Origin of the sequence: Pseudomonas sp. B21-028 (genome assembly GCF_024749045.1) — a bacterium.
Lineage (GTDB): Bacteria > Pseudomonadota > Gammaproteobacteria > Pseudomonadales > Pseudomonadaceae > Aquipseudomonas.
The window spans coordinates 6400533-6417135 of record NZ_CP087184.1 but is presented as its reverse complement, the minus strand read 5'-3'; the positions used below and the strand labels follow the sequence as shown (position 1 = coordinate 6417135).

Below are 16603 nucleotides of genomic sequence, written 5' to 3'. Positions count from 1 at the left end.
CCTCTATACATATGTACGTCATCTCGGGGCGAACAGCGCGATAGGGTCCGGACTCTTTCAATCAGAACCGGACCATTTAGATGTCGATTTCCCCCAAGGATGAACCGGGTGTTGCGTCACCTGTACCCCCATCAGAAACGATCGATGCCCAGGCGAAGGAACAGCTCAGGCAACTGGACTTGCTGGACACCCACCAGGTACAGCTGGCCCGTCTGTTCGCAGCCGTTCCCACCTTCGACCGGGTGATGGGCGCGCTGCTGGTCGGCCAGCTCAAAGCCAAGATCCCCGCCAAGAAGTTTCGTGCATCGCTGCTTCCGGACATCGAACCGGAGCAATGCTATGTAAGCCGCTTCACCACGAACCAGGCCGGTGGAGCCGTGCTGACCTCCTCGGACAGCTTTACCCACGTCATGCGCAACAGTTTGCTCAGCGACACGGCGCCTGACTTCCAGAAGGGGGACGTCGGGTTCTTCACCCGTCCGGACTCCCTGGAGGAGGCCGACAGCCTTTTTGCCGGCCCGCTGGACAAGGACACGTTGAGGGTCATGGAATCCGCGTTCTATCTTGCCCAGCCGACCACGAATGAACGGGTGAAGCGTCAGTTCCGTGACGAACTGGCGCTCTTTCGACAGCGCAAGGGCTGGGAGGCGTTGCCAGGCGTGACGGCGTCGTCCACGACCGAAGCCGCTCTCGCGCTGCTGTTGTTCCGGCGCTACCTGCATTTTTTCGACCTGTACAAAGCCGATCGGGACCCTGCCGCTCAACTCAGCCAGAACGAGCGAATCCAGCAAAGCGATGAAGACCGCCTGCTGGACATCATCACCACCCATCCTTCCCAGGCGGACCGAAGCCGCCTGTTGCGAGCGCCGATTCCCCATGTCTATGCGGTCAGGCTCGATAGCGGCGCAGCGCAGCCGCAGAAATGGCCCGGCGCGATGGTGATCAAGTTCACCGACCGGCCATCGCTGTTCCTGTATTCCCAGGAGCATGGGCTTCAGCGCTTCAACACTTTCCAGGACCTGGTCAGCCACGTACGCCCCACCCTTGAGGGCCAGGCGTGCACGGTCCGGGACATGTCCGTCGAACTGTCCGGGCACGTTTTTGAAGTGGCGGCGGCCGACCTGCTGCAGATGCAACGTGCGGCGCTGGAGAAGGTTCTGGATGCGCCAGGAAACGCAACGGTTGCGGTGAGTGACTTCGCCCGGCAAACCGAAGATGCCCTTGGCTTGCCCCTGTTGTCATTGGCCGGGCCACTGGCGGCGCGTCAGGAAACCCTGGTGGAGAACCGTCGCCCCGGTTTCTACAAGACCGCGACGTTTGCCGAGCGGGCCCGTTATCGCCATCTCGAAACAAAGGTATTCGAGGCCGTGTTCGCACTGGGCAGCGGTGTTCCGACGCTGGTGCAGTTCACGCGCCAGAAGATCAAGCAGTACCTCCAGCAAACCATCCACCCGCAGATCGACGTGGATCCGGAGCAAACCCTGGTCAGGCTGTTCTACAGTGACCGGGCCAACCCAAGGCAGTCCCGTACCAGCAGCTTGACCCAGTTGATGCTCGACAATCTGCGGGCGCAGCAATACCCGAACGCCATGCGCGAAGTGGTGGCTGTCTACCTTCTCGATCAACGCGGTCAACGTATCCGGCATCCGGAAAACGGTTTTCTGATCACGGTGACTGGGGGGGAACTGGCCAGGATGGCGACGAGCATCGATGTCGGTGGCAATTATGAAATCCTGCTGCGCCAGCAAATGAATGAGCCTCGATACAAAGCGGCCTGGCAGGCGTCGTACCTGGCCCACCTGGAATTCAAGAGCTATGAGGCCGCACTCAGGGGCGACGGGGTGTTCCAGGCCAGAGTGACGGATCCGCTTGCCAAGCCAGCCCATCCGCGAAAGCTGTTGGCTAGCTGGCTGGAGGCGGTCCTGCAATCACCCTCGGCGGCGAATCGGGCATGGGTGGGTGGGCGCAGGGTCCATGTCCATGGTCTCCTCCTGGGCGGCAGTGTCGGTGAGCAAGGTGGCACACCGCGCAATGCGCTCGGCATCGATGGCGTGCTGATCTTTTCAGACCAGCCTGGACCGGATATCAAAGGCACCGTGGGCGTGTATTTGCCGGACAGCCCCCAGGGCAATGACCTGCAAGAGTTTGCCGACCTGAGCGATGGCATTACCGGGCTGCTGCAACAGGACGAGTGGCGAGGGTATTTCCGCTCGCGCATTTCCGCCCTCGATCCAGAGGAGATAAAGCGCGCCTTGGGACAGCACCGCGGTCGCCCCCTGATCCGTGGCTTCCTGATCACCGATGATTGGCTTGAGCGCTTTCACCAGGCCCATGTCAACTTCCACAGCGCCTACGCGGATCATCGCTCCAACAGCAACCGGGACATCGGCCTGCAGACCGTTGCGCGGCTGGTGATGATGGCGGTTGAAATTGTCATGGACCTGGCCGGCCTGCTGTTGATCCCCGGTTTCCAGATGCTGACCCGTGCCGTCAGGACCGGCCTGTTGGTGCTCAGGACCGGTGCCGTGCCAACGAATACGACGACACTGGCGTTCGTCCACGCGGTGGCAAACACCCGAAAGGCTGTCGGCTTCGGTGGCGTGAGCGTCAACGTGCGGGGGCGATCCTCTTTTCTGGCGATAACGGCTCGACAAAATCAGACAGGTGCACGGTTTGGATTGCCCCTGGAAGAAGCGCTTTATCACCGCTATGCCGTGGCGGATACCACGGTGATCCGAGGGGTGCGCGCCGATGCCGGGGGTTTCTATCGTCCCGCGATCACGGACAGCGCCACGGGGCGCACCGTCCGCCAGGTGTATGTGCAGCAACCCGATGGCACGGTATTGCGGGTACACGACCACACGCCGCTCAAGGCCATAGAGGCCACCATTGTCGACCCGGCGACGGGGTTGAACATCCGCTCCAGTGGGGTGATGAGGAGCACGGTGGCCCGTGCGCCTGATGGCCAATGGCACGCCGTGGGCTTTGGTCTGGGCGGAGGGGGCAAGCGCCCGCGCGCAGGGATGCCGCAACCGGGCCCTTCGGATCCCAACCAACCCTCGACATCGCTTCGCGCCGTGGCCGATCTGATTCGCACCCCCAACGAATGGGACGTCGAGATCATGGATCTGGTCCCGTCAGTCATCACCCGTCTGCCAAGTTGGCCACAAAATCGCAGCTTGTTGATCGTCGATCAACGGCGTGGCCGGCAGGACTGGTCGATACGCTTTACCCCGGGGCAAGAAGAAAGCGGCTATCCAACGGGCACGCACCCGCTCAGGTCCAGCACCGACGTGGTGTTGCTACGAACCGGTGAAAATCATTACACCTTAAGGTTGGCTGATAACACTGACGTCACGTTCGCTGCCGACGGCAACTGCTTCTTCAATGCGGTAGCGCGTGGGCTGAACGAGGGGCAGCCTCAGCGACCGTTTTCGATGCAGGGGCTGCGCAATGAAACAGCCGCTTATATCGATCTCCACCCGGAGATGAGTCATTACCTGGTATCGCCGCCCTCCGGTCTGCAGCAAGCGCTCGCCGATAACGCACGTTCCCTGGAACACTTGTTGGGCAAGGCCGCGGTGTACGACGTGAGCCAGATTGTCTACGGCACGCGCAACCCGCATAACCTGTTTCAACCGTTGGTGAGATTCTTGAACCTGTATGCCGACGACATGGCGCGCAGAACACTGAACCAAGCCTGGAACGCTGTGCTGCCACCGGAGATCCTGCGTCACATCGGCAGCTACTTGTCCCCCCGGGCTCCGGGTCGTCCGATACTGAGCAGCATTCCTTACTACACGCAAACCGATCGATCCGTGCGGACCTTCTTCGAGGACACGTTGATCCGCCCCATCGAAAATTCGGAAATCGACGAACTGCTCAACAATGAACACCTCATGTTCTCCCAGGACGTGATTCATATCATGCTCGAATACGGGGTCAGGGCCCGAGAGCTGACCGATCATCATCCCAAGAACAGTCTGGCGTATGTTCTCTACGATGATGCCCTGCATGGTCATCTCGACGATACGCAGCTGGAGGAGGTGCTCAATGGTGCCTATCTGGTGGATCGCGATGATTTGAAGAAGGCCAAAAGACGGTACGAGCAAGAGACCGGCAATGTCATGGATGAAGACTCGGAGCTGTTGGAGCAACACATCTATTACGACCGCGCCGAGGATCTCGTCGATCTGCTCATTGTGGCGCTCGAGCGATTTCCTATGTTGCAGACGCGGGCAAATATTCTTCTCAAGTCGCCGGTGATCGCTTCCAACCTGGGTGGCCTGTTTCCCGTGAGTCTGCTTTCACAATGGATACGCAACCCGAGCATATCCAATACGCGACTTCAGCTCATCGGCGACTATGCCAGCGGTCGTTATGACGAACTGACGAGGTACGCTGGCGTCGATATCAACTGGATGCGGCCGTTCGATGACTGGAACCTGAGCAGTCTGTTCACGCATCGGCAGGCTTTGCTGGACTTCTTTTACTTTCTCCAGGAGGCCCGGTATTTCAGGGACAGTGACTTGTCCGCTGTCGCCAGGCTATTCAACACACCAGGGCAGCCGCTTTCCAATAGCCGGGTCGCTATTTTGTTCAACAGGCCGAACCTGTGGACGTCCATTCGAGCCATACGCGGGATCTCGCGGGATAGCGCCAAGGCCATCTGGCAGGATTTGATGGGGCCGGCATTCAGCGACGACAACATTCGATTCGCCCTCGGACGACCCGGCTCGCTCAACAGCGAGTCGGCTTTCACGGGTGCATTGATAGACAGTCTGGTTAATGATGAGGCCCGAGCGCATCAGTTGATCATGGGGGCCTACACCATGAGCGAACGACAGGTTCAGTACTTTCTCCACAATTTCGATTTCTCGCAGAGCCGTGCGGGGCACAGTCGGCTGGATTTCGCCAGTTATGTGAGTGCTCATGGATCCATACCGCAATGGGCCTGGCCCCATGCCCGAAGCGGGGTGACGCCTGAGGTGCTCAAGCCGTTCCTGGCCACCAGGAAACCGCCTGAGTCCTGATAGCCGGCCTTGATCGACCGCCATCGCGAATGGATTCGCGGTGGCGGTCATCTACCACTCACTGCGATGAGCGGCATTGCGTCAGGCTACGCACCTGTGCGCCCGCGCTTTGATTCTCTTCACTGAGCCATTGCTCGAACGCCGCCCCGATCGCTGGCCATTCCGAATCCAGCATCGAGTACCACGCGGTGTCGCGGTTCTGTCCCTTGACCACCATGTGCTGGCGGAACACCCCCTCAAACGTGAACCCCAATCGTTCGGCGGCGTATTTCGAGCGGGCATTGGCGTTGTTGCATTTCCATTCCAGGCGCCGGTAACCCAAGGCGAAGGACTCTTTCGCCAGCAGATAAACCGCCTCGGTGCTTTTCGGTGAGCGCTGCATGGAGGCGCCGAACGTCACATGGCCGATCTCGATGCGACCCTGGGCCGGCACGATGGACATCAGGCTGAGAATGCCCTGCACCTCGCCATTGGCGCGGTCGATTACCGTGAAGAAATACGGATCGATGTTCGCCGCATGATTTTCCAGCCATGCGTCGAATGCCTTGCGCTCGGAAAAGGGGCCGTAGGGCAGATAGTCCCAGAGTTTCGGGTCGGCCCCGGGGCCTTCCAGTGCTTGCCACAGACCGTCGGCGTGCCGTGCCGGATCGAGTTTTTCCAGGCGGATGAAGCGCCCTTCGATCAACTGGGTGGACGGTGCCGGGGCACCTTTCCAATCGGCGAGTGAAGTCAACATGCAGCGCTCCTTACAAGGCTTGGCGAAATTGGATGTAGCCGGGACGTTCGGCGATGCGCTCGTAGAGCTGGATCGCCGTGGCGTTGGTCTCGTGGGTCAACCAGTGCACTTTGCAGCAACCATCGGCCTTGGCGGTGGCGTAGACAAACTCGATGAGCTGGCGGCCGACACCGGTGCCGCGGCTTTGCTCCGTGACCAGCAGGTCCTGCAGATAGCAGGAGTTCTCGAGGCTCCAATTGGACCGATGGTAAATGAAGTGCACCAGGCCGATGGCTGTGTCGCCGCGCCAGGCCAGGGCCCCGTGGGTCGGCTCGCGCTCATCGAGCAAGCGTTGCCAGGTGCTTTGGCTGACCGCCGCCGGCAATTCGGTCTTGTAGAACGTCAGGTAGGCCTGCCACAACGGCAGCCACGCGGCGTGATCGTCGGCGGTAACGGGGCGGATCTGGATCTGGCTCATGGTCACTCCTTGGTCGAAAAGTCGGACATCAGGCGCGCGACGGCTTGGTCCTGGGGATCCTGGCTGGCCGCCAATTCCCGGCGCACGCCTGCGGCGTCGGCGGGAGCGCGGTTCTGGCTGAGTTTGCGCTTGCCTTCCAGGCGCTGGATGGGCAGGGCGAAGCCGACGATGGCCTTGAGCATGCTGTCGATGTACTCCGCCGGCGCATCGTCGAGGCTCCATGGCTGGGCGCGGCCGCTTTCGTGGCGGTCGGTGAGGGCGCTCACCAGATTGCGCACACGATGAGCATCGCTGAACACTTCGGCGCTGCCATAGGCGTGTACCGCCTCGTAGTTCCAGGTCGGCACGACTTTGCCGTGTTCGGCCTTGCCGGGGTAGAAAGCCGGGCTGACGTAGGCATCGGCCCCGGCAAATATCACCAGCGCCTCGGCCCCGGCCTCCAGATCGCGCCATTGTGGATTGGCCCGGGCCATATGCCCGTAGAGGCTGCCGTTGGGGCCTTGCCGGGTGTCCAGCACCAGCGGCAGGTGGCTGGCCTGCAAGCCATGCTCGCCATGGGTGACCAGCAGGGCCAGGCGACACGCTTCCATCATCCGGTGCAATTGGGACAGGTCTTCGACGGCAAAGGCTTTGGGGTTGTACATGACGATTTTCCTTGGCGAATGCGAGCATCGTAGGCAGGCTATTGGTCTGTTGTAAGAGCCACTTAAGACCAATTCGATAGGTCCATTTGCGAGGGTTGTCATGAGCAACACCGTGCCGCCACTGTCGTTCAACCCTGCGGGAATCGAGCTGGATCGTCGCCAGGGCCTCAGCCGCCAGCTTTACCAGGCACTGCGGGCGCGGGTGCTGGATGGACGGTTGGGTAGCGGCACGCGGCTACCGGCCAGTCGTGACCTGGCGGCGGCGTTGTCGATTTCACGTAACAGCGTGGTCCGGGCCTATGACCAGCTCTATGCCGAGGGTTTTATCGAGGGGCGGGTGGGGGATGGCACCTATGTGGCGGAGCTGTCTTCTCTCATGCTGGGCCGGCCTCATCGCGAGCAGGCTCGCTCCCACGTTGGAAAGGGTGCCCCTGTGGGAGCGAGCCTGCTCGCGATGGGGTCTACGCCGGAAAACATATCCACAAAAGTGTCCACAGGGTTTTCAACAGGCTTATCCACGGGGTTATCCACAGACTGGCTGGATTTGCCTGTGATTTCATCCAGTAAAGTTATCCACAGTGGCGCCTTGGAACGGGTCGAAAATCACCATTTGCCGCCGCCTCCCAGTGGTCCGCCGCGAGCGTTTCGGGTGGGCGTTCCGGCTTTCGATCTGTTTCCTTTTGACGTCTGGGCCAAGCTGAACGCGGCTTTCTGGCGCAAACCGGACTTGCAGCAGCTGTGTTATGGCGACTCCCAAGGTGATGCGCGTTTGCGTGGGTTGATCGCGGCTTATTTGCGCAGTTCCCGTGGCTTGCACTGCACGGCTGAGCAAATTGTGATCACCAGTGGCGCGCAGCAGGGCATCAGCCTTTGTGCACAGCTGCTGGTGGACCCTGGCGACGTCGTGGCAGTGGAAAACCCGGGCTACCGCGCAGCCGGGCATGCCTTTGCCGTTGCCGGTGCCGACGTGCAAGGCGTGCCGGTGGACGGCGATGGCCTGGACTGCACCGCGCTCGCCTCGTTGAATGCCTGTCGGCTGGCTTATGTGACGCCGTCCCACCAATACCCCACCGGGGTGGTCATGAGCCTCGCGCGGCGGCTGGAGTTGCTGGCCTGGGCCGAGCGCAACGACGGCTGGGTCGTCGAGGACGACTATGATGGCGAGTACCGCTACAGCGGCGCGCCGCTGGCGCCGTTGGCCGCTCTGGACCGTCAGGGGCGGGTGCTCTACGTCGGGACGTTCGGCAAGGTGGCGTTCCCGGCCTTGCGCTTGGGCTATCTGGTGTTGCCTCCCGGCCTGGTGGACGCCTTTGCCCGTCGCCGTGCCGTGGATGTGCGCCACTCCGAAGTCAGCACCCAGGCGGTGATGGCGGAGTTCATGGCGGCGGGGCATTTCCAGCGTCACATCAGGCGTATGCGGCGGGCCGCATTGGCGCGGCGTGATGCGCTGCTGGCGGGCTGGCCAAAAAACATCGCGGGTGTCGGCGTCATGCCGACCGTCGTGGCCGGGCTGCACGTCACGGTGCCGGTGGACAGTATCGAACGTGAGCGCGAACTGATCGCCCGGGCGACGGCGGTGGGGGTTGAAGTCAACGGTTTGAGCAACTACTGGTTGCCCACCACCACTTCGCCAGTGCGTGGTGGACTGGTGCTGGGATTTGCAGCGGTGCCACCTGCGGCGATCGCCACCGCGCTGGCGAGTCTGGTGAACGCCTGGAAGAGCTGATGTGTGAAGGCCGGGCATCGGCAGATGCCCGGCTGTGCATCTATGGCCGCGTTTTTCCAAAGAACACGTCCTTGGCCTGATCCACGGCGATTTCAGCGCGGTAATGGTCGATCAGTTGACGTTGGGTGAGGGATTCGGTGCCGGCAATGACGGTGGTCCTGTGATTGGCTTGGGCAACGGTTTTCAAGCGTGCGGAAAGGAATGTGTAGGTGGGTACCCAGTTTGTCGAGTAACGGAAGTCCGCAAACCAGAGCGCTTTACCGGTTTTCAGGTCCTTGATCTCATACCGGTCGAGAAAGCCATAGGGCGGATACTTGATGCGTTGCCGGCTCTTCTGTTTGGTGATGGAAATCAGGTTGCGACTTTTAAGCCATATGATGCTGCTCATGGTCGGCGGGCGCTGTTTGATGACATTCAGGACGGTTTCGAAGCCCAGGACATAAAGGGCGCTCGCTTCCTTCTCGAGCCGCGCGCGCAAGGTTTCGGCCGAACGTCGCTGCTCTTGCGGCAGTTCGAACGTTTCGTTCGATGCCACGCCTTGGGCCTGGTCGAGGGCTCTTTTGATGGCCGCACTGACTTTCTCCATCCTGCCCGCGTGGGCATTGAGGATCATCCCGATGCCGGCAGGTGTCTTGCCAGGCTGGTTCACGGTTTCCTCTATTTGCGCCTTGAACGCCGTCAGGCCGTTGATCAGGTCGTTGCCCTTCGTGATGCTGACGTCCAGCGCCGGGACGACGGGGGGCGTGGCGTCGGCTTTCATATGCGGGATCCATTCGCCGGTTTCCTTGCGATGGAACGTGACGATGATGTCTCCCGAGAACGGGTTCTTTACATCGAGCCAATCGGTTTCCTCCATCGATCGGGATAAACGCGGCTCGCCGCTGACCAGGCCCCAGAAGCGCGCCCGGATGAACTTTTTCCTCGGCCTGGGGCGTTGCTCATACGGGGAACCCGCGTTCCGCCGATCCCTTCTTTCATCGAGGGCGGTCGCCAGGTGACGCAGTGTCCATTGTTCAAGCGTAGCGATCCCCGAGCGCAGTCGTGCGAGTTGGGGCTGACGCACGCTGCCCTTGTACTCGTTGTTCAGATAGTCGAGGTGTTCGTCGATGGCGGCGAACTGTTCGGCCAGGCTGCCGAATGCGTCGATCCGCTCATCCAGCCGGATCACGCTGCGCTCATCGATCGCATCGCGCAGGCTTTGGTACGCCACCGTGGCGTTATCGACAACCTGGTTGAGCGCTTCCCAGCCTTCGGGCATCGACTCGACACTTTCCAGTGTCAGGCACAGGTGACGAAACATATCGATCTTGATCAGGCGAAGATCGGCGGCCGTATAGATCGGCATCTTCTTACGGTGCCGGCGGATGAATTCGAAGCCTTCATAGCCGATGTTCTTCAGTTCGGTGAAGCGCGTCTCCATGTAGTCCAGGCGCTCGATCATGTCGTCACCGACGCTGACCATGTTCTCGGCGGCGTCAATGTGTTGTTGCTCCAGCACCTTGACCCCGGACGTGATCATGCCCTTGGCTTTGCTCAAGGCCGGGATGAAGCGTTCCTGGAGCGCCTCCATTTCGGCGAACGTGAAGTTAACCTGGGCATTGAGGTAGCCGAGCCGGGTGCGAGGGTAGTCGGGCCTTGACTGGAAAAGTGGCCATTCCATCAGCGTTCGCAACGCTTGCTCGTAGTTTGCCCGCTGGGTTTTCAGCGTGGTGACATACACATCGCGTTTGACTTCCCTGGCAGCGCCCGACGCCTCGTCCATGGCCTTGGCGTGCATTGTCAGGATTTTCTGACTCTGCGGCTTCTTCTCTTCGAATTGATTCAGTGAAGCCAGCAGATCAATCCGACGCCGTTGCGCGTCGGCGATGACTTTGCGCCTGACGCCTTTGGAGCCGCTGCCGCGTATCCGCAGGCGTGTATCGATGTGCCATTTGCCGTGGGCATCACCCATCAGGGGAGGGCCCTCGCGGGCAGGGTTTTTTCCGTCGACGATAGAAACCAGCTCGCCTTCGACCCGCACCTTGAACCACTTGCCCGCCATTTTTGCGTGCCAGTCTCCCATCTGTTCGTAGAGCCCCTTGAGCGTGCCCTCGGTTTGAAGCTCGCCCGGATCTGCGGGCTCGTCGATGCTGAAGGTGTCGATAAACCGTGCGCTTTCCCGCGATCTGCCCATCAAGGCGCCAACGGAACGGATGGTCTGGTAGTGCTCGGTCGGCAGCGACGTATTCGCAAGCGCTCCGAGCTGCTCTATCACCAGTTTATGGGGGGGTTTTGGCAGGTTTTCCAGTTCGCGCACCTCTGGCGAGGCTTTTGCCCGATGCGGACTCCTGGCAGCCCTGGCGCGGTCGATGGCGTGGGTAATGATCGCCAGCGCAATATTCAGCAGCAGGTCAGTGAACGCCTCCCACTTGGCCGGTCGCTCGGCCTCTGGTCTGGTCTGCGTCAACGCATCGACATCGTCCAGGATCTGCCAGAGCCAGGCCGCGGTGCCTACAGCGGTTCCCAGGTAAGGCAGGGTCAGGTTGAACATCAGCCAGCCTGCCCGCTTGAAGGTTTCCCAGCGATTTTCCTGGTTGGACACCGATTGCCGGTCGGCCAGCTCGACCAGGGCATCGGCATTGGCTTTGAACAATTGCGGCAGGAAATCCGTCCCCAGGGTTTTGTCGGTCAAACTGACGGGGCCGCTATACACCAGAGAGGTCAGAGGGTCGGCAACGAACGCCACGATGCTCCAGGGAGAGGGCAGCAGGTCCGGGAAAACCAATCGGCCGTAATCGTTACGCACCCCATCGGGCAGCCAGGCCAGCACCGATTGGCGTAACGAAGGGATTTGCCTGATCGCATACAACAGATTGCTGAACGAGGGGTACTGGCTCAACTGCGGCTCCAGCATGGGGCGATACAGCAGGCAAGGCCCGGCGCTCGCGTCCTCGGGGCCGATGACGAACATATTGGTCACGACGTCTTCCGAGTCACCCAGTTGCAGTTCGGGTACGAAGGCCAGTTGGCGCACGACAATGGTTTTTCCGTCCACCTGGCGATCGGCTTCGTCAGCTTCCATCAGCGCGGCGACGTAGCGGTACCCCCTGTCGTCCAGGTGTCCTTCCCCACGAATTTTGCATTCCAGCGCCAGCATCGGCAGCTGGATGCGCAACTGCGAGGTGTACAGCTTTTCGCGGCGGCTCGACTCTGCCGGATCGTCGAGCAGTTTGCCCTTGACCAGTTCGAGGTAAGTGCGACCGATATCGACTTGGGTGATGAGGTTCTCGATGTAGGCCACGGTCATCCATTCGGGCAACTCGGCCTCGCCCAGGGACTGGACGGTTTTGTCGCCCAGGGGAAGCGCAATCAGGTTCTGCAAGGCGAGCTCAACGAGGCTGAAGCGGGTGGTGTCGATCTTTCCGGGCACGACGAAGCTTCCCCAGATAACGGGGCTGCGCACTTCGAATTCGATTTCATTCAGGTCGAGCGTCGAGGCATCGGGGTGGTCCGAGACCATCTGCTTTTTCAGCTCGCTCAACGCATAGTCCTTGATGGCAGGAATTCCATCCAGATAGGTTTTGCCGACATGGGACTGATTCAATATCGACAGGTTTTTCATGTGCTGGGCAAACAGCGTCTGATCGGACGGCGAGGCCTCCAGCAGCCAATGGGGCATTTGTTTCTGGAACCAGGCCACGAGCGCGTCCTCATCGGCTTCTTCGCCGTTGACAGGAGGCTCGTACGTCACCCATGTCTGCGGAGAAGTGCCGATGACCTTGACCTGCTCGGCAATCATCCCGCAGGCCTTGTGATCGAAAATGTTGCCGTCGGGCTCAAACAGCCGCCACTGGATTTTGCGGTAGGTGGCCGTACCGAAATGGGCCGGGAGGGATTGGCCCAGGGCGTGCTGTGAATCGTACTTCTCGTAACCGTTGACGATCGAGTACTTGAGGATGACCTCCTTGCCTTCGATGGTGCCGATCAGCACTACGATTGAATTGTCGCCCAGGCGGGTCACCTCGGGACCATCCACCTTATCGACGTCGATCAGATAGGCGTGGGAGTCATAAGGGTCGCTTTCCTTGCGGTCCTTGCGGTCGGGGTACTGAAACAACTGCCTGGCCATGTCGCATTCAGCTGCCGTCCAGCCCTCGACGCGCTTGACGTTCCACGCCTTGCGCAGGGCGCTGGAGAGTTCATGCCAGCGTGGGCCGGACTCGCCAAGTGATGCGTTCCAGTACGCCAGTTGTTGTTCCTGGCAGGCCGTCAACATGGCCGGCACCAGTTCATTGATCAAGCGCCCGATCTGGTCGATACGCACCGGCAAATGCACATCCGGGGACGTCAGTGGCAGCTGGGTCAGGTAATGCAGCCCTTCGATCAGCAGCATCGGGTCGCTTTTTTCGTTCACCAGGCCGGCCAGCATTTCGGCAAGGGTTTCATAGCGGGTCGGGCGTCGCACGATTTCGTCGTCGACAATCTCCCAGCTCGGTTCGCCGACCACGGTGTTGTGTGGGTCTAGGTTCAGCGCGGGATAGAGCTTCTTGAGGCCGTCGCGCAGAAGTATGGACGCGACCTCCGGGTATGTGGGCCCGGCGAGCAATTGGTTGAGTACAGCATCCCTGGGGTTGGTGTCGGCCTCGGAGGGCGTGGTGGTAGAAGTGGTTGTCATCTGAGTCTCCCTGTCTCGCGATGAATGGAATCCCGAAGCCGAACGCTTCGGGATATCCATGCTAGTGGGGCGAGAAACAGAGGAGGTGGTAACTATGTATTGCTTGTGTCGTTAAGGGCCAGACGCTTCCAATCTCGATTCTGTGGGAGCGGGCTTGCTCGCGAACGCGTCGGCACATCCAGCATCGCGATAACTGACCCACCGCCATCGCGAGCAGGTTCGCTCCCACAATGGGGTTGGTGGCGTACTCAATATTCATGCACGCCGCAGACCCTGTGGGAGCGAGCCTGCTCGCGATGACATCGGCACATCCAGCATCGCCGGTAACTGACCCACCGCCATCGCGAGCAGGCTCGCTCCCACAATGGGGTTGGCGGCGTACTCAATATTCATGCACGTCGCAGACCCTGTGGGAGCGGGCTTGCTCGCGAACGCGTCGGCAAATCCAGCATCGCCGATAACTGACCCACCGCCATCGCGAGCAGGCTCGCTCCCACAATGGGGTTGGCGGCGTACTCAATATTCATGCACGCCGCAGACCCTGTGGGAGCGGGCTTGCTCGCGAACGCGTCGGCAAATCCATCATCGCCGGTAACTGACCCACCGCCATCGCGAGCAGGCTCGCTCCCACAATGGGGTTGGCGGCGTACTCAATATTCATGCACGTCGCAGACCCTGTGGGAGCGAGCTTGCTCGCGAACGCGTCGGCAAATCCAGCATCGCCGATAACTGACCCACCGCCATCGCGAGCAGGCTCGCTCCCACAATGGGGTTGGCGGCGTACTCAATATTCATGCACGCCGCAGACCCTGTGGGAGCGAGCCTGCTCGCGAACGCGTCGGCAAATCCATCATCGCCGGTAACTGATCCACCGCCATCGCGAGCAGGCTCGCTCCCACAATGGGGTTGGCGGCGTACTCAATATTCATGCACGCCGCAGACCCTGTGGGAGCGAGCCTGCTCGCGAACGAGTCGGCAAATCCAGCATCGCCGATAACTGACCCACCGCCATCGCGAGCAGGTCCCTTGGTCATTGACCCGATTTGATCCGGGTCCAGGCACGCGTCCGCGCCCGTTCGGCATCCCTCGGCAAAGGCTGCAAGGTATACAGGGTCGCCATGGCCGCTTCCGTCGGGTACAGGTTGGGATTGCCACGAATCGCCGGATCCACTTTCTCGGTAGCATCCTTGTTCGGATTCGGATAACCCACGAAATCACTTACCGGCGCAATTACCTCTGGTTGCAGCAAGTAGTTGATGAAGGTGTACGCGTCATCCGGATTCTTCGCCCCTTTTGGAATGGCAAGCATGTCGAACCAGATCGGCGCGCCTTCCTTGGGCAGGCGCATGTCCACCGTCACACCGTTCTTGGCATCCTTGGCCCGATTGGCCGCCTGGGAAAAACTCCCGGAATACCCAACCGCCACGCAAATGTCGCCATTGGCGATATCCGCCATGTACTTGGAAGAATGGAAATACGTAATGTGCGGCCGGATCTTCATCATCAACGCCTCGGCCTTGGCATAGTCCGCCGGCTGCTTGCTGTTGGGGTCCAGCCCCAGTTGCTGCAAGGCCAGGGGCAGGATTTCCGAAGGCGAATCCAGCAGCGCCACGCCGCACTGCTTGAGCTTGCTGATGTTCTCCTCCTTGAAGATCAGATCCCAACTGTCCACCGGCGCGTTGTCACCCAGGGCCGCCTTGACCTTGTCCGGATTGAAGCCGATCAGAATGGTTCCGTACATGTACGGCACGGCGAATTTGTTGTCCGGATCGTTGGCCTCGATCAACTTCATCAACTTGGGATCGAGGTGGTTCCAGTTCGGCAACTTGCTGCGGTCCAGCGGCTGGAACACACCGGCCTCGATCTGCTTGGCAAGGAACACATTGGAAGGCACCACTACGTCATAGCCGGAATTACCGGTCAGTAACTTGGCCTCCAAGGCCTCATTGGTATCGAAGATGTCGTAGACCAACTTGACCTGACTGTTCTGCGCCTTGAAATCTTCCAAGGCCTTGGGCGTGATGTAGTCGAACCAGTTGTAGACGCGCAAGGTCCGCTCTTCGGCCTGGGCGGCGCTACACAGCAGCGCAGTGCAGAGGGCGGGAACCATCCAACGCTTGAGTCTTTTCATGTTCTTTCCTCATTGGGCGCTTTGAAAACCTTCGAGAACGTTTACGGCATTGATGCCGATTTCTGCCACCGCATAGCCGCCTTCCATCACGAACAGCGTCGGCTTGCCGAGTGCCGCGATGCGCTTGCCCATCGCCAGGTAATCCGGGCTGTCGAGCTTGAACTGTGAAATCGGATCGTCCTTGAAGGTGTCCACGCCCAGCGAGACGACGATGACATCGGCGTCGTAGCGTTGGGTTTCGCCGCAGGCTTGCTCCAGCGCGGCGCTCCAGGTATCCCAGCCTGAGCCTGCGGGCAAAGGGTAGTTGAAGTTGAAGCCTTCGCCGCCACCTTCGCCGCGTTCGTCCGCATAACCGAGGAAGAATGGGAACTCGGCTTCCGGATGGCCATGGATCGAGGCGAACAGCACATCGCTGCGCTCATAGAAGATCGACTGCGTGCCATTGCCGTGGTGGTAATCCACATCGAGGATCGCGACCTTCCCACGGCCCTGGTCGAGAAAAGCCTGGGCGGCGATGGCCGCGTTGTTGAGGTAGCAATAACCCCCCATCAGATCACTGGCCGCGTGATGCCCTGGCGGCCGACACAGTGCAAAGGCACTGCGCGCACCCCGTTGGATTTCGGCCTGGGCGGTGAGGGCGACCTGGGCCGCACTATAAGCCGCCTGCCAGGTGCCGGCGGTGATCGGCGCGCCACCGTCGAAGCTGTAATAACCGAGTTGGCCGTGCAAGCTCTTCGGGATGACCGTGCGCAAGGTGCGAGCCGGCCAGGTGAAGGGCAGCAAGTCGCCGTCGCGGTTGTATTCGGCCCAGCGATCCCAGGCGCCTTTGAAGAACTCCAAGTAAGCGGGGGTGTGGATGCGCTGGATCGGGGCTAGTCCGAAGTCCTTTGGCGCTTCCACCGGCCCCAGCGCGCGAGCCTTGACCCGTTCCAGCACGTGGTCGGCGCGGGAGGGCATTTCGAAACAGGGCATGAGCTGCCCGTCCATGAGCTCGCAACGGCCGTGGTGCAGGTGGTGATCGTCTGAGTAGATCGTCAGCATTTGTTGTTCTCCGCAAGAGGACTGATCGGTTGAGGATAGTCTTGCGGCGGGTGGCGCTCAGGAGAACGGTGGGAGAGGCCAAAAGGGGATTGAAATGGCCAAAAGGTTTGACCGGAAATGGCTCTTTGGTGGGGGCATGGGTTCAGGATATGGGCGATTGCGGACTGATCCGACCTTGTGG

The 16603-nt window shown here is 60.6% G+C and carries 8 protein-coding genes; 2 read left to right on the top strand and 6 right to left on the bottom strand.

All coding sequences use genetic code 11. The features are described 5' to 3' along the window. The first annotated feature begins 80 nt into the window (after window positions 1-80). Window positions 81-5033: an OTU family ubiquitin thioesterase gene (locus tag LOY35_RS28035; RefSeq protein ID WP_258629379.1), complete on the top strand. Its 4953-nt coding sequence runs from the start codon at window positions 81-83 to the stop codon at window positions 5031-5033. Window positions 5034-5091: 58 nt separating this feature from the next. Here the strand turns inward: LOY35_RS28035 and LOY35_RS28030 are convergent, their stop codons facing one another. The 3 genes from LOY35_RS28030 to LOY35_RS28020 are packed head-to-tail and all read right to left on the bottom strand — an operon-like array spanning window position 5092 to window position 6870. After that, on the bottom strand, window positions 5092-5769 hold the full coding sequence (locus LOY35_RS28030) for a GNAT family N-acetyltransferase (RefSeq protein ID WP_258629378.1): 678 nt from the start codon (window positions 5767-5769) through the stop codon (window positions 5092-5094). Window positions 5770-5779: 10 nt separating this feature from the next. Continuing rightward, a complete protein-coding gene (locus LOY35_RS28025; RefSeq protein WP_258629377.1) occupies window positions 5780-6226 on the bottom strand; it encodes a GNAT family N-acetyltransferase in 447 nt (148 codons plus the stop codon). 2 nt (window positions 6227-6228) lie between these two features. Further along, window positions 6229-6870 carry an FMN-binding negative transcriptional regulator gene (locus LOY35_RS28020; RefSeq protein ID WP_258629376.1) on the bottom strand — a complete coding sequence of 214 codons (642 nt, stop codon included), beginning with the start codon at window positions 6868-6870 and terminating at the stop codon, window positions 6229-6231. A 100-nt stretch (window positions 6871-6970) separates the two neighbouring features. Between LOY35_RS28020 and LOY35_RS28015 the strand changes: the two genes are divergently transcribed. Then, complete coding sequence (locus LOY35_RS28015) at window positions 6971-8596, top strand: PLP-dependent aminotransferase family protein (protein WP_258629374.1); 1626 nt, start codon at window positions 6971-6973, stop codon at window positions 8594-8596. Between the two features lie 40 nt (window positions 8597-8636). Here the strand turns inward: LOY35_RS28015 and LOY35_RS28010 are convergent, their stop codons facing one another. From LOY35_RS28010 to LOY35_RS28000, 3 genes are all read right to left on the bottom strand, one after another. Continuing rightward, window positions 8637-13250 carry a dermonecrotic toxin domain-containing protein gene (locus LOY35_RS28010; protein WP_258629373.1) on the bottom strand — a complete coding sequence of 1538 codons (4614 nt, stop codon included), beginning with the start codon at window positions 13248-13250 and terminating at the stop codon, window positions 8637-8639. A 1030-nt stretch (window positions 13251-14280) separates the two neighbouring features. Continuing rightward, window positions 14281-15381 (bottom strand): polyamine ABC transporter substrate-binding protein, encoded by a 1101-nt coding sequence (locus tag LOY35_RS28005; protein WP_258629372.1) that lies wholly within the window; start codon window positions 15379-15381, stop codon window positions 14281-14283. A gap of 9 nt (window positions 15382-15390) precedes the next feature. Further along, window positions 15391-16422 (bottom strand): histone deacetylase family protein, encoded by a 1032-nt coding sequence (locus tag LOY35_RS28000; RefSeq protein ID WP_258629370.1) that lies wholly within the window; start codon window positions 16420-16422, stop codon window positions 15391-15393. Window positions 16423-16603 lie beyond the last annotated feature (181 nt).